Raw genomic sequence first — 16638 nt, 5'->3', positions numbered from 1 at the left:
CGGCTTAGACCTTGGCCGGTGCGGTCCAGCCGATCCGGGCAAGCGTGCCGAGAAGGGTCGAACGCGGCACCTTGAAGGTCCGGCAGACGGACGCCTTGCTGGCCCCGCCATCCAGCGCGGCGGTGATCCGCTCGAGCGTTTCGGCGTCGATCATCGGCGGGCGGCCACCTTGGCGTCCCCGGCGTTTGGCAGCAGCCAGTCCCGCCATCACCCGTTCGCGCGTGAGCGCACGCTCATATTGTGCCAATGCACCGAACAGCGAGAACAGCAATTCGCCGTGCGGCGTGGTCGTATCCATCTGCTCGGTCAGCGACCGGAACGCGATGCCGCGCGCCTTCAGATCGGTGACGATCGTCAGCAGGTGCGGCAGCGAGCGTCCGAGCCGGTCGAGCTTCCACACGATCAGTGTGTCGCCCGCGTTCAGATAGTCGAGGCAGGCTTTCAGGCCTGGTCGGTCGTCGCGCGCGCCGGATGCCTTGTCGGTATGGAGATGCCGATGATCGACCCCGGTTGCGACGAGCGCGTCCCGCTGGAGATCGACCGTTTGGCGGTCATCGGTCGTTGACACCCGCATATATCCGACCAGCATGTACGACAAACCCTCGAAAGCATGTTTTCGAACACCCTATCAAAGCGACAGGGTTTGTCGATCGTTATGGGCTGAGGCGGGTATGGTTCGGCAAAAGCGCAGGTCCGGAGCGTCGCCTATCACCTGTTTGCCGTCACGCGTCTGCTGTCCGTATGGACGCAAGTAGAAGGCACGCTGATGCCGCAAGAAGCACCAGGTCCTTCAACAGGAACTGTCCGGTTCCGGCCGAAATCGCCGGGAACCCGCCAGCGGTCGGCTCGGCGACGCCAGGCGTGCTCAGGAAAAACGTCAGTGTCACGGCATAAGTCAGGCATGACATCGCCGCGCCGAGAGCGGAGGCCGTCTTGTTGAAAGCACCGATAATCAGCGCAGCGGCCGTCGCGAGCTCGACGGTGCCTATAAAATAGCTTCCACCCTGCACCCCAAAAACGGCCGGAATCCAGCTCATGATCGGACTGTTCTTCATCAATGGCGCGATGCCCATCGCTTCATAGCTCGTGAATTTCATGCAACCGAACCAGAGAAAGATGACCACCAGCGCCCAGCGCAGCAACGCGAGAGACCCGCGAGAGCCGGTCGTCTTTTCAGCTATGTGTAATGTCGAAAACATGGTGCCTCGCTTTCATCATGGCGCATGACCTGCCTTCATGCTTAGACAGGCGTGATATATGCGCTGCGCATACACTATACGCCGTCAATGAATGAGGCAACCCTTTGAACGTACTCTCGGACCGGCTCGTCAATCTGTTCGGCGCCCTCGCAGTGGGCATCACCGATCGAATTAAGAAGGCGGCATTCGACCCGACGATACCCGGCGGTGGCGAAACCACCGCGGCGATCGTCGTCATCGGTCACGCGACCGGTCTTTCGATCGACGAATTAGGACGGGTGCTAGGCTTGTCCCACGCGGGGACGGTGCGGCTTGTCGATCGATTGGTTGCAGCCGGGTTCGCCGTTCGATCCAAAGCGCTACGGGACCGTCGTGCAGTAGCGCTGATGCTCACTGAGGCAGGCGAGACTCGCCTATCTGCGATCCTGCAACGAAGAAACGAGACTTTATCCGAAATCCTTAGCCATGTCTCGAATGCTGACCGCCTCGTGCTGGAACGTATTGCCGAGACAATACTTGCGCAGATGTCTGACGACGCTGTCTCGGCGCTGACGATATGCCGGCTCTGCGACGAGAGGCGATGCTACAACTGTCCGATGGATGCCTTTGGAATGCTGGAGTCGTCGACGCATAGAGTCGACCCATAAGTGCGCGCAGAGACGCTTAGCGTATATCTGTGCCCGTTCTATGTCCTGACCCCTCAAAGGGATCCCATGGCCTAACCCCGCTTGGAAAATGATCGACAAGCGAGATTCGGCCGCTCGCGATGCTTGGTTCTATGAGTGCCAACGCCGCAAGATACCGTTCCTGCACGTGGCAAAAGCAAGAAAACACTTCTCGGTCCATTGGGACCATATCAGCTTGGATTCTGATTATGACCAGATGATCAGACAGTCTGCCGATGGGAAAATGGCAAGGGTTCTGTTCCGAACCTATCAACTGATCGCTTCTGGCCTTGAGCCTAAAAGCTTTTTCGATGGCGGGGCCTTGGTGGGGGATGTGACTGGCTTGTCTGAATCAAGCGCCCGGCAGATTGCAAATGCCTTCGCTCTCCTGCTTTTTCCTGGCAACGTGCAATCTGCTTTGGCTGCATAAGAAGATATTGGAAGCCGCGGAACCAGCGGCTTCAATACGCCACAACTCCATCAGGCCGAAATTCTGAGCTCCGTTCGCGTCGTGCAACAAGCCAGTGGTCCAAATCAGGCACGCTGCGGTGGACTTCATCATCGCCAGAAGCCGTCCTGTCTCTGGCCGTGCCGGTTGTCGTAATTCTCGCGCTGATCGTAGGCGCTCTTGCGGATACCCACCTCGACCCGCTGGCCGCCGACGTTGCGAATGTGGAGATCGCGCAGATCGACCTTGTTGCGCTGCGCCCAGTCTTTTGCCTCGCGCTCGCTGCCGAAAGTGCCTGCATCTTCGTAATCGAATGCCATTTCATGCTCTCCTTCATGTGGTGATTGACGGTCTGGAAGATTGGATGCGCAGGCGCAGGCTCATGCCGACTGCTTCTGGGCATTGGCGGATCGGGCTTGGGAAGGGCTGCCGCTTGAAATTGGAGTTGAAGTGCAGTTCGTCATGTAAGCGCTGATCCTCGGTCCATCTGGTGGTCGAGGCTGGCTTTGGCCGACCGGTGCTCCTTTATTTGCTGGCTGAAGCCTCGAGCCGACTGGAACGTGAATAACGCCAGCGCAACGGCGGCAGCACCGGCAATGAATGCGGTGATGTAGAAGCTCATTGCGGGAACATTCATCCGAGCCAGATATTGTGGGTCGTTGATCACACTCATCTCGTGGGCGAGGAGTATGATGCTGCCAAACATCAGGGCCATCCGGATCGCTATCGTGCCGGCGTGTGTAATCAGCCGGCTTCTCGCAATGGATTCGCGCTGGCGAGCCTCGACGATAGGGTCTGGCGTCGAATTGTACGCTGCTTCGGCTCTATCGGCCTTTCGCTTGCGCCATATGGCGCGCCCCTGGGCAACGAACTGGGTAAACTCTCTGGGTCCGTTGTTTTCGGCAATAAGCCGCTCAAGGTGCCGATACTCAGCCTCGGCGGCTTCCTGATTCCTATAATAGATTGCTGCACTGAAGACCGATTCCATTCTTGCAATGATATCGTGTAGTGTTTGGTTAGGGTTGAAACATTCGTTCACTCGGGGGTGCAGTACCCAGTCGTGCCACTGTTCGTATCGGTTGGTACAAGCAAAGTATGAGTTAGGGCGTGTGTCCCAGTCGATATAGCGGATCTTGTGGAAGCGATTTTGGCTCCGGTAAGCCGCAACCCGTTGACGGGCTCGGTGATGAAATGCTTCGACGCTCATCAACTGCAGCGGCCCGATCAGGGCCTCGATCTTTGCTAGGTGAGCGTCACAATTGTAGATGCAGTGCTGGAGGTGCTCGAGCGTGAAGTCTTCATAGAGCGCCTTTACCTCTCGCAGGAGCGCTCCCTCGTTCAGCATTTTTGAGGTCCAGCAATGGACGCCCGTTCTTTTACCGAGAAGTACATTAAGGGGGATATCGAGCTGTCGTCCCTCATCGCAGTATTGCTGGATCATCCTTGGTGCTGTCACGTCGCGAAATTCGGCATCGAGGCCGCGATTGACGAGAACGCGGATTTTGGTCTGAGAAAGCTCAAAGCAGCCCGCGATTTCTCGTACCGACTTTCCGGCCCTATGCTCTTTGAAGACCCGGCGTGCCAGATTGTTTGCCGCTTCGCCCTTCAAGTAGCTGTTGGGTGATCTGCGCTTGAACTCGCTCGTTTTCTGAACGGTACTTTGACCGCCGGCATTGCGGATGTGGAGATCGCGCAGATCAACCTTTTTGTGCTGCGCCCCGTCCTTCGCCCCACGCTTGCTTCCGACGGTCCCTGCGTCTTTGTATTCAAGCGCCATGCCTCTTCTCCTTCCTGGTTATGATGTTGACCGCATCTTTCCGGGGCTTTGCCCGACCCCTGCGCAGCGGGATAAAGGCAACGGCGCACCGCTCCCAAGGAGGAGCCGCCCGCTGCGCCACCAGCCTCACAAAGGCGGCCGCGATCGTGCCCACCAGAACTGCGACAAGGATCATCAGACCTATCGCCACCAACTCGGCGGCCATTTTCTGGTTATGGAGGGCGGCTCGCAGATCAGCGCATCCCTGAACCCCGTACGTATTGAGGTCGCAGACCACAAAGCTGTCCCCGCCAGCGGCACGCGCAATCTCCGAGAGTCCTGCCTCGTTCACCAGATTGGTCAGGGTCAGCTGCTGCGTGAGGTGAATCTCGAAAGTGTCTGAAGGCGGCGTGCCCGCTTTGGCATGGCCCATCTGTGTCACGATCTTCCTCCTATCGGCTGCGTTCGATGTTGCGTTCGGGCACATCGAGCTGGGGCGTTGCCCGAAGGCTCGCCGGATCGATCCGTGAGGCATTTGCTTGCCTGTCCTCGGGCGCCCTCAAATGATCGGGAATTGTGGGCCGGAATTCGCCAGCCTCGCGGCCGCTGCGCTTGGCCTCGACCTGCTTTTCGCCGAGGGTTTCGAGTGCGCTGGTCTTGTCGCCCGGGTTGCGGCCGATCTGTGCGAGAAGCCGATCGCGGTCGTTGGTGACGACTATGATGTCGTCGCGCACCCGGGTCATCATGACGAGCGCCAGACGCTGGTTCGACAAGTGCCTGGCCGATGAGTGCATCTCACCGATCGCCATGTCGCGCGTGTCGCCCTGCGCCTGATGCATGTTGATCGCATAGGCCAGGCCCATGCGCTCGAGCATGCGGTCATTCTGCTTGAGTTCTACGATCTCGCCTGCCTTGTTCTCGAGCGTGACGATCCCATCCCTGATCCCGAGGATCCTCGCCTCCTCGGACTTCATCAGCCCCCTGGCATCATCCTTTTCGGTCCAGCGGATCTTGTCGCCCTCGTAGATTGTCTCCTTGTGCTTTTCGGAGAGCCTCAAGGCATCGCGCTTGTCCGAAGGGTCGATCGCCGCCGGATCGAATTTGATCAGCTTGCCGCTTTCATCGCGCAGCATGACCCGGCCCTTCACGTCTATGCTTTCGACATCGTACCGCCCCCGAACAAGCCCTCCGGGGGCGTTCTGGCGCGTCACTTCGAGCAGCTGGCCCTTGCTGTAGGTCGAGGCGTAGCGCAGCTCCTCGCGCGTCGCATGGGCCGGGAGGAGCGTGGTCAGCCTCAGCCCTTCCCCCTGGATCGCCCCTTCTGCCTTTAGGCCCTGCTGGACCATCCGGTTGAGTTCGCCGCGCGCTGCACGACCCGATGAGTAGATCGCGGTACGCTCGCGGTCTTCTGGCGATAGCTCCAGCCATTTCTGCGCGGTGACCTTGAGGTGGTCTGCGCCAGCTTCGACCACACGCTCGCCAAGCGAGGCAAAGCTTTCCTTGAACATTCCGGCGCGCGCGAGGCCAGCGGCTTCCTTCATATGTTCGGTGCGCTGCCGAAGGCTGGTATCGATGCGGGCTATGGCGGGGTTATCGGACTGGATCAGCGAAAAGCTTTTGCCCGCCTCGATCGGCTGCAGCTGGGCCCGGTCTCCGATCATGACCAGCTTTTCAACCCCAAGCCGGTTGGCGATCGTGAGCAGGTCATTCATCGGCTTGTTCGCAACGAGCGAAGCCTCGTCCAAGACCAGCACTTTGCCGCGCAAGGTCTCTCGTGATGCCTCGAACTTCGGACCTGAGCCCTCAAGCGTGGGCCGCAGATGCTCATTCACGAAGGATGAGACGGTTCTTGCTGTGATACCCTGCCTGACAACCTCACCGTCCGGCCCCCGGATCGCTGTATCGCTGCGAAGATCGCTCACCATCTTGTTGGCAAAGGCGAGCCCGATCACCTCCCTTCCCTCCTGATGAGCTACGCTTGCGATGGCCGAAATGATTGTCGTCTTGCCTGCGCCCGCGACACCCTGGATCACGATCGTGCGGTCCTTGCTGGCCAGCGCCAGAGTTCCCGCGGCAATCTGCTCGGCATTGAGCTCGTGGGTGCCCGCTACTTGCCGCAAGCGCCCGGGTGCCTCGGCAGCTTCAATGATGGCCTGGCCTGCGCCCTTTCCGGCGGCGACATTGGCAAGGGTTGCCCGCTCGATTGCGACATGCTCGGGCGTGGTGAATCTCTCAGGCCTGCCATCGAGCCTGTCGCTCTTGCCCTCGAGCACCCTCCCGTCGGCCACCAACACGCCAATCCTCGCTTCAACCCCATCAGCGGTCACACCCTTCACCCCAAGGTCGAGCGCGGTCTTGACCAGCTCGCCCCGGGTCCAGGAGGTTTCACGTTCGCCGATGATCCTGATCGCAGAAGCGGTTGCCATCTCAGTGCGCAGCTGCGTGGGCGTCAGAGTGATCCGTTGCAGGCCATTGGTTGTCAGTGTGTCTGCTGGCCGAGTGTAGAGCTTGGCGCTGTCGCGGAGCGCACTAAGAGTCTCCTGGACACGCTGCGGCGACCCCAAAGGGCTTTCACGCCCCTCGGAGCCGCGTTCCCGCGCCTGTTCGACCAGCGCCTTGGCATCGAACCCCAGCCCGGCAGCGCGCCTCGCCCATTCCTGCCGAAGCGCCTGCTTATCATCCGGATTGAGCTTGGGATCGCGGGTGCGCTTGGTGATTTCACGCAAGGCTTCTGTGTCGTTAGCGCTCTTCCCGAGTTTCTCGGCCGTTGCCAGAATGGTCAGGCGACGCTGGCTGAAGGCTTCGATCACATCGCGCGCCACGCCCTTGATCTCGAACTGGCCGTGCTTGCCCGTGATCTGGGTTTCGTAGCCGAGCTTCTCGAGGTTCGTCCGCAGCGCGGCGTTGTAGATGGAGCCAAGGACTGTGTTGTTCTTCCAGATCTCTCCGTTCCACAGCGCCTTCCAGTTGCCATCCTTGTCTTGGGTCATCGCGGCAATGACAGCATGGGTATGGTTCTGCGGGTCCAGCGCCCGGCTCGTGTCGTGCTGGAACAGGGCATAGAGGAGCTTGCCTGTGACCACGCCCTCGCCGTTGGCATTGCGCGAACGATCGCGGGCCTGCGCATAGTGCTTCTCGAGATAGGCCATGGTCGCCTTGACGGCGGCCTGCTGTGCATCGAGAATCCGTTTGTCGCCGCCCAACTGCGCCAGCAGGCTGGCTGACTTCGGCATCGAGAATGTGAGGTCTATGCCCGAGCGGCGGTTTGCATTGCCATTTACGACCGTGTCATCGGGCAACTTGCCATCGAGGACTTTTTCGAAGTCTTCCTTGGCAACTGGGCCTGCAAGCCCGAGCGCTTTCGCGCCCTCGCCACCCCATTCGCTAAGCTCGGCAGGACCATCGCCGACATAGTAGTCGTCCTTGGCAAAGTAGTTTGCGGCGCCGCCTGCAGATGCGACCGATGCGACCGACAGCATCTCAGGCCACCCTTGCCTGCTCATGCTGGAACATCGGCCGCGAAGCATCGCCCAGCAGAAGCCAGGCGGCATCGATGCGGAACTGTTCGCAGATGGCAGCGATCAGGCTGGAGGGCGGATCCCTGTGCCCACCTTCATAGTTCTTGATGGTCTTGTCCGCGATCCCGAGCTGCAATGCCATCACGTGCTGGGAGATACCCAGAGCCGCTCGGACGGTCTTTATCCGCCGCCCGATCGTACCGGCACAATGCGGGCACATTGACGGGGACACATGGCCAGTTTGCGCGGCCGCGCTCATCGCCCAAGCTCCTGATCATCGTCGATGGAAGGGTCCTGACGGCTCTGCTTTTCGTTGCCGATGCCGCGCATGTTCTCTTTGGAAAGCTCGCTCTCCTGCGCGTCTGCCCTGCTGTTCTGCGCTCGCCCCTTTGGCCCTTCGATCTTCGCCTGCGCGCTGCGCTCTTCGCTGTCGCGCATGGCCAGGTTTTGCCGCTCGCGCTGGTCCTTTTTTCCCGGGCGGTGATAGCCGTAGAGCTCCCCTTGCACTGGCCTGCGCTCTAAGCGTTCCCTCTCCTCTTCATCCTCGATCTTGCGCGCCACCTCCTCCGCGGTCAGCTCGCGCTCAGGGTTCAATGGCCCTTCGATCGCCTCCCTCAGCTGATGCGCTGCCCGCTCAGCCTCACTCAGCGCTACCTCTTCGCGATCCTTCGGTTCCTTAGGCGCGATGTCAGGTTGTGCGCCTTCCCTATCCCCACCCCCCAATTCCGCGCCATCCCCGGACGGTGGTGTGTATTCGGCGGCGCGCATGTCGGTGACACGTTCGAAGCCCTTTGCGCGGGGTTCGTAATCTTTCCACGTCAGCCTGATCCGGGCAGCGGGGAATCCGTCCGGGAATTTCACGAACCCGTGCATGCTGGGCAGGTCGCTGATGTCGACCGGCATGACGAGTTCTTCGACGTTGGTACGGGGCGTGATCGTCGAGGCGTCGCGGTTGTCATTATAGCCGTAGGAATAGGCTTCATCCATGATCCGGACCTGACGGTTGCCGATGAACTCGGAGCATCGCCGCGACGTCTCGGGATCGGCCGTCTTGAGGATCAGTTTGGTGCCCGCCAGCGAGGCCAGATTGGTAGCTCCGTTCTCGCCGTAGGTTTCTTCAAGCTTGTCGAAGGAATGCATGCCAAGCACGAAGGCGCCGCCAAACGCGCGCGCGGTCTGAAGGCCATGGTCGATCGCCGGGAGACGATGCAGCGCATGGACCTCGTCGATGAGAAACCAGGTGCGCAGATCGCGGCTCCGTCCCATGTGGAATAGCGCATTGACGGCCAGATCCATCCAGAGGGTCAAAAGCGGACGATTGAGGACCAGGTCCGGGTGAGTGGAGGTAATGAAAAGGATCGATCCTTCCTTGACCTCGGTCGTCATCCAATTCTTGATCGAGAAGCCGCTTTCGCCCGGAGGAGGTTCGGGCAGGAAGCGGAAAACATTCGCATTGGCGATGAAGGTGGTCCGGATCGACTCTGCCATTTTGGCAGCGGCGGGTGACATCATCGGCCCTGCAATCGTGCCTTCAAGTTGCGCATGGATCGTCTTCAGATCCGACTGCATCAGGAAGTAGGAAAGCGCGCCATTTGAGCGCACGCCCATTTTGATCATCTTGACGCACATCTCGACGAACAGGGTGCGCGCCGATTTCTGCCAGAAGTCATCTTCCGCGCTGTGACCGCTCGGAACCAGCGCCGTCGCAGCGCTCATGAATTCGGCGTAGTTGTCGCAGTCGTTGAAGATCGACCATGGCACGCAGCGCCGGTCCATCGGATTGAGGATGATGTCTGTCTCGGCATCATAGAAGCTCTCGACGAAGGTGCCGGTCAGATCGAAAATGACGCAGCGATGCCCGCGTTCACGCGCCTGCGTGACGATCTTCTTCAGCTCGGTTGTCTTCCCAGCGCCAGTCGTCCCGATGAACATCGCATGGCTCTGCTCAAGGCGCCAAGGAACCGGCACGCCTGCCAGACGGTAAGGCGCATGCAGACCCGCGCGGACACGGTCCTTCAAAGGCTCTGCGAGGATCTTGTCGGGGTCCACTGCCGGCGTGCGCTTGCGGCACTCGCTGACATGCGCTTTCCAGTTATGGCTGGTGATGGCTTGGGCCAGTTCGCTGTGTGTCACAAGCACGGCACCGCGCTCATGGCGCTCGGTCAGAATGTCGGTGCCGCGCCGTTTCGAAAAGTCGACGAACCAGACGGTCAAGGGCACGCAGATAAAGGCTGCACCGAGACCTGCGGAAATGCTGACCTGCACGGCCTTGGCCCACGCCCTTTCCACGGCAGGATGATAGGGCACCATGGACATAGTGCCTTGCACCATCTGACCCGATGGAAGCGTCAGGTTTACAGGCTTGTTCGGATTGAGCTGCACCCATCCCCAGGCCTCGGCATAGAGCTTCATCAGCACGAGCTGAACCTCGTGGTTCTTGAAGGTCAAACTGACGAGGATGCACAGCAGAATAACGGCGGTTCCGACCCAGACGTAGAGGGGCATTCTGATGCCCGCCCAGGTCATCAGGATTTCATGGTGGAACAGCTGCGATCCGCGCGTAAAATTGCCTGCGTTCCGCTTCACTTTTCCGCGCGCGGAAGCGTGGGTGAGAGTGGCAGCTTTTTTGCTGAACCGGATGTCTTCAGCCATGATGCTCTCGCACGTTGGAGAGCGCCTGAGCGATCAGGTGTTCGGCATCAGCCGGATATTGCTCTTGAACGATGAGCGAGAGCGCGAGCTGGGTATGCTCGAGGATTGTGACAGCCCGCTCGGCATTGAGCGATAGTCCCGCCTTCAGGAGGGGAATGCCCACTTCAAGGGCAATGCGGATGGCTTCTGACCGCGAGACACCGCGGCTTGCTGCAAGTTGATCGACGACGTCGATCATCCTCGGGCTGAGCGTTACACCGACGCTCTGGAACTGTTTCTTTTCCACTACCACACCTTTTCAGGCGTGGTTCGTCTATCGCAGGTTCGAGTATATAGCGCTGCATCGCGCTTGCCAAGAGTCTCGGCGATGCAGCCCGGTGCAGCGCTATGGTATTGGTTTTTCAGTGCTTTATTGTGGCCGTGAGCATCCTGCAGCCGACTGCACCGCCCCAATTCTGAGCAAGAGTTCAGCTAACCAATTGTGAAATATACAGAACGTCGCTGCATCAGCCTACCGCGCAGCGGTGTACGGTGTGCAAAAAATCAGGAACTTGTGCCCTGTGCTAGGTCCATTGCCGTAGCGGGATCACCGGCCCAGGTGGTTCTCCAGTGGGATTGCGCGAGCGAGCCTGACTCGCGAACTCACCGCATGCGTTATTTCCGCCTACAGCGGGAGCTGTGGGACGACAATGGCTCTTGGTTTGGCCATGGCGATGGCTCAACCAGGCCATCTTCCGCGACGAAGTGGCGCGAGAGCAGCAAGCAAAAAAATGCCTCGAACAGACCCTGCGATTGGTGCATCTTCGCATGGTCTTTCAAGGCTTGGAGGAATGCGCAGTGGTGTCGAAACTTGAACGCGAACGGTCCGCGCTTGCAGCAGCAGAAAAGGAGCTGGAAGAGCGCAGGCAGAAGCTTGCAGAGCTTGAGCGCGAGGAAGCAGAACGAGAGCTAAATCGGCTGATCAAGAAGGTGGGTCAGGATACGGCGATTGCCCTTCTGGAGCTGGCCGTCAAGGTGAAGCCAAAGGTGGCGATTTCTGCCCTCGAGAAGCTTGGCAGGTGAGGTCTTTTTTCGTCGAGTTGGGCGGCGATGACCACCGCCCTGTCTCGTCAGAATTCATCGGCCATCTTGCCGGTGGCGGTGTAGACGATCTGGTCGATCAGATGCATCGGCAGCTCGCCATAGTCTCCCTCCTCGATGAGGATGTACCCGTCCGGGGTCTCAACGACGTGGACGTCGAAGAATGTGTGGTAGGAGCGCCGCTCAGCTTCCAGCGTTCTTTCATCAAGGGCGATGATGTTGGGATTGATCTGGCGAAGCACTGAAATGTCGTCTTCGTAGCTTTCTGTTGTGTAGCACATGACCTTGCCTCCTGGCGCTCGGCGGCTCGTCCGCCATGCCATGAAACAGCGCCCCGTCAGTGTGCTGGTCACCGGAGCGAAGCGGAGGCTTGACCGCTAATTTTTCGATGGTGCGGAAGCCGGCGCAGCACGGCTTCTCGGTCGGGAAATTAGTGGTTGACCAGTATGCTGGCGGGGTGCTCATGGCGATGGTGGTGGACGTGCCTGCGGCGGGAGGCATGCGTTACCAGCGACTTCGCGAAAGCTATGTGCCGGAATGTGGTTGTTCGGCAGTGCCGTGACCCAGGGGGCATGAAAAAAGGGCACCGCGGCAACGTGCCGGGCACCCTTTTCCACCTCGATCCTGCAGGAGGCAATTTGCAGATCGAGCGTTAAACATGGCGACGAGTTCAGCCGGTTCGTGGCTGCTCGTGAACTGCTGTCCGGATAGTCATGAGGTCCATTCGAGCAGCGGATGTTGCTCTCCACAATCGGTGGCGGCGATGAACGCGAGGCTTTCGAAGAGCGGAGTGATTCCTGCCTTGGCGAAAGCCGCATAAGTCCGGTGATCCTCGAGCGCTGTCCCAAGCTTTTGCAGGGACAGTTGGCCAGATTCTTGGCGGTGGTAGCCAAGCGAGGTGAGCACCTTTGCAGCAAGGTCGCTGCTCATTGTGATGTCGCCTACCAGTGCAATGTGCTCACTCACCCGCATCGTGATCGGTGCGTCGTATTGGTGGTGCTCGATCCGCAGCATTCGTCCAAGAAACTGTGCTTCCTCGACGATCGCGATCATTTCCGGGCGATGGTCGAAACAGGATGCGAACTCGGCGATCGCAAGCGCGTTGGCATTGATCTCGAAGTTCAGGGGCGCGGCCAGGAATTCGCCTGGGTCTGCATCGATCGTGCTGTTGGCGGTGTGCAGTCTGCGCATCAGTGCTGCGAGCTCTGGCGGGCATATCTGAGCCGGTTTCGAATTGAGCCTTGTCTCGATATCCTTGACGCGGAATGTGACGAGCATCTTTGCCTCCTGTCGCTGCTCGTCTCCTCCATCCCCCTCTTCTTTCTCACTACCTGAGCTGGTGGCAGAATGCCGCCAGGTGGTTCTGGTTCACCCCAAGGATGGCTGGTCGACCCATTGTCCGGGTGTGGCAGTTAGTGCGGCAGCGATGCCCGCAAGATGCAAAGCATCGAGCATGGGCAAGGCGCGCCGAGCCAAGGCACAAGCGCGCCTGATAAACTCAGGGGATCGCGATGCTCGCGTCAGCGGGCGAAGGGGGTTCGATGCCCCCAGAGCCCGCCCCTTGCGCAAAAGAAGAGCGGAAGGCCCCGGGATAAGCCGGAGCCTTCCGAAGAGCGCTCACGCAAAGTTGCGCGACCGAACCTGCGCCTGATCACTGATCCGGCGGATGTGCAGCGGCACGCCTGCCTGACGGAGGCGCTGTGCAAGGTTGGACTGGATGCCCGACCCTTCACCGATGATCGCTTCAACAGGGTTCAGCTTAACGATGCTCTCGTTGCGCAGGAACGGAGCCCGGTTGCCGTGGCGCTGATCGGGGACGAACAGGATCGTGTTGACCCCGTTCTGCTGCGCCCATGCACCGGCCATGGCGTCGACGCCCTTGCGCATGCCGGTCGTGCCCAGGACCATGTTCGGGATCCGCGACTTGATGTCGTCGAGGATAGCCCAGATCATCGCAAAATCGTGCCAATCCTTCTGGCCACCTGACACGATCACCAGCGGGCCATCGGGCTGGAATTGTGCCCTGCGATCCTTGGCGCGTGCGGCGAGGAAATCGCGTGCCTGCACCTGGCTTGCGGTAACCCCGTTCTTGCTGACTTGCGATCCCCGTGCGGCCGTGAAGGGGCGACCGGTTTCGACCCGGTAGACGTCCGCTGCATGATCGCGCATCGCCTCGAGCGCTTCGCGGCATCCTTGCAGTGTCTGGCAGAGCTGTTGTGTTTCCTCGAGCTCGACAGCGTAAATCTCCGAAGGGTCGAAGTGGCGGGCCATTTCGCCCAGCTTCTTTGCAGCATCGTCCTCGCGACCTTCAGCCAGGCGTGCGGTCATGTGGAAGGAGTTGACCATGCCCCAGGCGAGTTGCTGCGCAAATTCCTCCATGCGCGTGTCCTTGAGGACATCGAAGATCGTTCCGATTGCCATCTCCACGGCGCGGCGCGCCATGTCGGGATCCGGCATCTCTGCGGCGATTGGAGCCTCGATGATGTTGAGCTTTGCCAGATCGCTGTGTTCAAGAAACGCTCCGTCATAGGATTCCGTGATCCCTTCACGAGCATCGGCGAGATTGATCCGTGCCTGAGCCAGATCTGCGAACGAATTGAAAAAAGTCATAAAAGCCTCCGATTTTTGAAATCGTCCCCACATTGGGAACAGCCAAAAACCCATCGGGCCGGACGAACCGTGTCAGGGACGGCGAGCTCGTCTCGCCGCCGCCATGGCGGGCGTGGGGGAACCGATTTTCTGCCAAGCGTGGCGCGAGCGCAGCGAGACAGCCGCGATTGCTGAAAATTGGGGGGACCGCGATCCTTGACCAAGGGGCGGCCGCCGATAGGTTTCGGCAGGTGTTCCTGTGTGTGTGGAAGAGACGTTCCCGCCCTCGAGCAGGTGAGACGAAGGCAGGGCCGGTCAGGCGCTTCAGCGCCACACCGGGCCGCCCCTTCGGCCCTGCGAAGGGGTTACAGCGGGAACTCCCCCCATCTTGAGAGACCGTTTGGCGGGGCTGGTCGCAAGACGACGGACTGTCAGGGATGATGCCGCAAAGCGGGCATCACCGCCACGCGGGCGGTGAAGGCAAGCGCAGCGACAGCCTGAGCCGATCCTTGACCGGACGGAGGATACCGAATGACCCGCCTGCTCGCAGCAGCACGCATTACGGTCGGAAAGCTCCGAGCGCGAACGCCTTCCTGGCAAGGAAAGGCGCGTTCGCGGGTAAGGGGCGCTGCCCTGCCCGCATGGGCGGCACTTAGCGAACGAGCCCATTGTCGGAGCCCGCATTGACGCTATGTTCGGGCCATGGCCGTCTGGCAGTTCGTCATCAACCTCATCCCTGCCTCTGCGGCGCGTATCGCAGGGGTCCACGCAGCACGGATGAGCCGCGGGCAGCTCGAGGAAGTTGTTCTGGCACTGCCCATCGCAAAGGCGGATGCGCTGTTCGCAAAACTCGACATGCTGCTGCCCGAGAAGCCGCGATCGTACACCGGTCTCCGGGTGTGGGGTGACGAACCTGCGGACGACATTCAGGTGAGCTTCGATGACGAATTCATCGAAGAAATCCAGGTCCGCTTCGACGCGGCAGATCTCTCTTTGCCTTTGGTCGGCGGGGTCTGCGACGTCGCGCGGCAACTCGACTGCGTCTTTGCAACGCCGGAGGGTGCGATCATTCAGCCAAGCAGGGAAGCTGTCGTCAGGACGGTTCTGCAATCAGACGCAGCGCATTTCGTGAGAGAGCCACAGGGCTTCATCGAAAAGGCGGTCCGTCTGGATCAGGAGGACCGATAGGGTCCATACCAGTGGCGGGCCACATTAAGTGACGAGCAGGAGCCGTACTTGAAGCAGACCGGCAGCTTCGTGCAGTTTGCCGCGGAAACGACAATAGCCGAGATGGCTGCGGCGGCGGTGTCTATGCACAGTTCGCACAGCAGATTCTGGCAATCTTGATCTCACCTGATGCCTCCTTGGCCAACACCTCGGAAAGAGGGACGGCTTGTTGCGGAAAGACTTGATGAATGCCTCGATGGCACGGCTTGCACACAGCATGTCGATGAGCTTCATCCGTGTATCGCTTATCGCCACGCTCAAAATCATGATGAGTGTCCGCACATCCGTCGCTAAGCGTTATGCTGCAGCGTGCGCAAACGGAATTCTCTTCGCGCGTTTTCTTGCGCCGTTTGCGCTCCGACCCACTGACGTTGGCCATATCTCATCTCCTTTCAAAGGTCTGATAAACGAAGAAGTTTGAAACGTGAAATCGCGCGCGGCAACTCGGCCGCGAGCGGCGGAACCGAGAGCCGGCGGGCCATCAGAAACGCAATGCCCCGGCGCAGCCCGAGCCGCTTGAGAGCGCCGCTCATCAGGCGGCAGCGCGCAAGCGTGGCCAGCGGCCAAATGCGTCAGCGATCGTCACCTGAAGGACCGAGACCTTTCAGGGGCTCGGTGAAGCCTTGGGTGCGCGAAGCCTTCGTGAAGACGGGGCCGCAGCGCACGGGGCGGAATAGAGCGCGATCCCGGCCAGAGGTCGGGAGACGCCACCCACTGTTTATCCTGCGAGGGGGCAACCAAGTTTGAAGCAAGGCCGCTTGCATGACGGTAGCCTCATGCAAGGCGCGCGTACGGAAGATGATACATCAACCACTCCGCTTGCCAGAGCACCATTTCCTAGCCAGAGGTCCGTCGCGCCGCTGCAGCTTCCTCATTTGAGGGGCGCCTTTCGCCAGCATCTATGCGCGCTTTGGCAGCTTCCCAGATGGCTGGTATTTCATCGAAAGCCGCTTCGCCTGCTTCCCAGTAGTATTGGAAGAATGCCTGGATCAGCGGCAGCCGGACCGAGTAGAGGTCATCGGTTGCAAAGCCAATGTCGAAGCGGATGATGGGCGCGAACGGGTAGCTTCGGTTGGTGGGTTCGATCTCGGGGTTAGTGGCGAAGGCGAGCGATTTTTCGATCACCTTTTCTCTCAAGATTTCATAGATCGGCTCAATGCCCTGGTCCCATTCGACGTCTTCGATGGCCTTGGTTAGGCGATCGAGCGTTTCGCTCCGCGAGGCCCATGCCTCATCGGGAAGGGTTCGGATGGCGGCTATGATCGCCTTTTGTTGTGCGTCGAGCACGGTTCGGGAGAAGTCGCGCCATTCGTCCCAGATGGCTTCGTCGTCGTGGACGTGGTTCTGAGCTGAACTGAAATACTCGGTCAGCGCTTGTCGGACGATTTCGGATCGATCGTGCCGCTGGTACTGGGCTGCGTTATCCAGATGCTCCTCGAGCTGTTCGTCGAGATTTACCCTAAAGAGTGCCATGATGTCATACTCCTCAGCTGCAATGTGCGGG

At 59.9% G+C, this 16638-nt stretch carries 19 protein-coding genes; 5 read left to right on the top strand and 14 right to left on the bottom strand.

Translation table 11 applies throughout. The features are described from left to right. Positions 1-4: 4 nt before the first annotated feature. Both AX681_RS05665 and AX681_RS05660 read right to left on the bottom strand, forming a co-directional pair. Positions 5-589, bottom strand: a complete 585-nt coding sequence (locus AX681_RS05665) for a recombinase family protein (RefSeq protein WP_010339849.1) — start codon at positions 587-589, stop codon at positions 5-7. Positions 590-722: 133 nt separating this feature from the next. After that, positions 723-1199, bottom strand: coding sequence for a YkgB family protein (locus tag AX681_RS05660; RefSeq protein ID WP_010339850.1), 477 nt, complete (start codon positions 1197-1199; stop codon positions 723-725). A gap of 104 nt (positions 1200-1303) precedes the next feature. Here AX681_RS05660 and AX681_RS05655 point away from each other — a divergent pair, with 104 nt between their 5' ends. Beyond that, the gene (locus tag AX681_RS05655; RefSeq protein WP_010339851.1) at positions 1304-1846 is read left to right on the top strand and encodes a MarR family winged helix-turn-helix transcriptional regulator; all 543 of its coding nucleotides are present in this window, start codon (positions 1304-1306) and stop codon (positions 1844-1846) included. 88 nt (positions 1847-1934) lie between these two features. After that, positions 1935-2294: a hypothetical protein gene (locus tag AX681_RS05650; RefSeq protein ID WP_058456890.1), complete on the top strand. Its 360-nt coding sequence runs from the start codon at positions 1935-1937 to the stop codon at positions 2292-2294. 128 nt (positions 2295-2422) lie between these two features. Here AX681_RS05650 and AX681_RS05645 read toward each other — a convergent pair whose 3' ends face one another. The 7 genes from AX681_RS05645 to AX681_RS21320 form a co-directional block, all read right to left on the bottom strand. Then, positions 2423-2632, bottom strand: a complete 210-nt coding sequence (locus AX681_RS05645; protein ID WP_054136348.1) for a hypothetical protein — start codon at positions 2630-2632, stop codon at positions 2423-2425. Positions 2633-2772: 140 nt separating this feature from the next. Then, a complete protein-coding gene (locus AX681_RS05640; RefSeq protein WP_058803396.1) occupies positions 2773-4089 on the bottom strand; it encodes a hypothetical protein in 1317 nt (438 codons plus the stop codon). After that, positions 4079-4510, bottom strand: a complete 432-nt coding sequence (locus AX681_RS05630) for a hypothetical protein (RefSeq protein ID WP_152998738.1) — start codon at positions 4508-4510, stop codon at positions 4079-4081. The genes AX681_RS05640 and AX681_RS05630 overlap by 11 nt, the downstream gene beginning before the upstream one ends. A gap of 10 nt (positions 4511-4520) precedes the next feature. After that, entirely contained in the window at positions 4521-7547 is a 3027-nt protein-coding gene (gene mobF / locus AX681_RS05625) for a MobF family relaxase (RefSeq protein ID WP_058803394.1), read from the bottom strand. Between the two features lies 1 nt (position 7548). Continuing rightward, positions 7549-7845, bottom strand: coding sequence for a helix-turn-helix domain-containing protein (locus AX681_RS21325; protein ID WP_082660521.1), 297 nt, complete (start codon positions 7843-7845; stop codon positions 7549-7551). Then, positions 7842-10238 (bottom strand): type IV secretion system DNA-binding domain-containing protein, encoded by a 2397-nt coding sequence (locus AX681_RS05615; RefSeq protein ID WP_066659786.1) that lies wholly within the window; start codon positions 10236-10238, stop codon positions 7842-7844. The genes AX681_RS21325 and AX681_RS05615 overlap by 4 nt, the downstream gene beginning before the upstream one ends. After that, positions 10231-10524 (bottom strand): ribbon-helix-helix domain-containing protein, encoded by a 294-nt coding sequence (locus tag AX681_RS21320; RefSeq protein WP_058818294.1) that lies wholly within the window; start codon positions 10522-10524, stop codon positions 10231-10233. Before AX681_RS21320 ends, AX681_RS05615 begins: the two co-directional genes overlap by 8 nt. Before the next feature lie 392 nt (positions 10525-10916). Here AX681_RS21320 and AX681_RS05610 point away from each other — a divergent pair, with 392 nt between their 5' ends. Continuing rightward, positions 10917-11300: a hypothetical protein gene (locus AX681_RS05610; RefSeq protein WP_156442723.1), complete on the top strand. Its 384-nt coding sequence runs from the start codon at positions 10917-10919 to the stop codon at positions 11298-11300. 47 nt (positions 11301-11347) lie between these two features. Here AX681_RS05610 and AX681_RS05605 read toward each other — a convergent pair whose 3' ends face one another. After that, entirely contained in the window at positions 11348-11599 is a 252-nt protein-coding gene (locus AX681_RS05605; RefSeq protein ID WP_231733732.1) for a hypothetical protein, read from the bottom strand. An 89-nt stretch (positions 11600-11688) separates the two neighbouring features. Between AX681_RS05605 and AX681_RS21840 the strand changes: the two genes are divergently transcribed. Beyond that, entirely contained in the window at positions 11689-11880 is a 192-nt protein-coding gene (locus tag AX681_RS21840; RefSeq protein ID WP_146215413.1) for a hypothetical protein, read from the top strand. A gap of 149 nt (positions 11881-12029) precedes the next feature. Here the strand turns inward: AX681_RS21840 and AX681_RS05600 are convergent, their stop codons facing one another. Next, the gene (locus AX681_RS05600) at positions 12030-12596 is read right to left on the bottom strand and encodes a hypothetical protein (protein WP_058818295.1); all 567 of its coding nucleotides are present in this window, start codon (positions 12594-12596) and stop codon (positions 12030-12032) included. 339 nt (positions 12597-12935) lie between these two features. After that, entirely contained in the window at positions 12936-13928 is a 993-nt protein-coding gene (locus tag AX681_RS05595; protein WP_058803389.1) for a DUF2493 domain-containing protein, read from the bottom strand. A 681-nt stretch (positions 13929-14609) separates the two neighbouring features. On the opposite strand from AX681_RS05595, the gene AX681_RS05590 reads away from it, so the two are divergent. Further along, positions 14610-15095, top strand: a complete 486-nt coding sequence (locus AX681_RS05590; protein WP_058456879.1) for a hypothetical protein — start codon at positions 14610-14612, stop codon at positions 15093-15095. A gap of 431 nt (positions 15096-15526) precedes the next feature. Here the strand turns inward: AX681_RS05590 and AX681_RS21835 are convergent, their stop codons facing one another. Next, on the bottom strand, positions 15527-15667 hold the full coding sequence (locus AX681_RS21835) for a hypothetical protein (protein ID WP_156416645.1): 141 nt from the start codon (positions 15665-15667) through the stop codon (positions 15527-15529). 304 nt (positions 15668-15971) lie between these two features. Continuing rightward, positions 15972-16607 carry a hypothetical protein gene (locus AX681_RS05585; protein WP_058456878.1) on the bottom strand — a complete coding sequence of 212 codons (636 nt, stop codon included), beginning with the start codon at positions 16605-16607 and terminating at the stop codon, positions 15972-15974. Positions 16608-16638 lie beyond the last annotated feature (31 nt).

It is taken from the genome of Sphingomonas sp. CCH9-E2 (genome assembly GCF_001557215.1).
Classification (GTDB): domain Bacteria; phylum Pseudomonadota; class Alphaproteobacteria; order Sphingomonadales; family Sphingomonadaceae; genus Sphingomonas.
The sequence above is the reverse complement of the archived record's forward strand: the minus strand, read 5'-3'. Positions and strand labels throughout refer to the sequence as shown.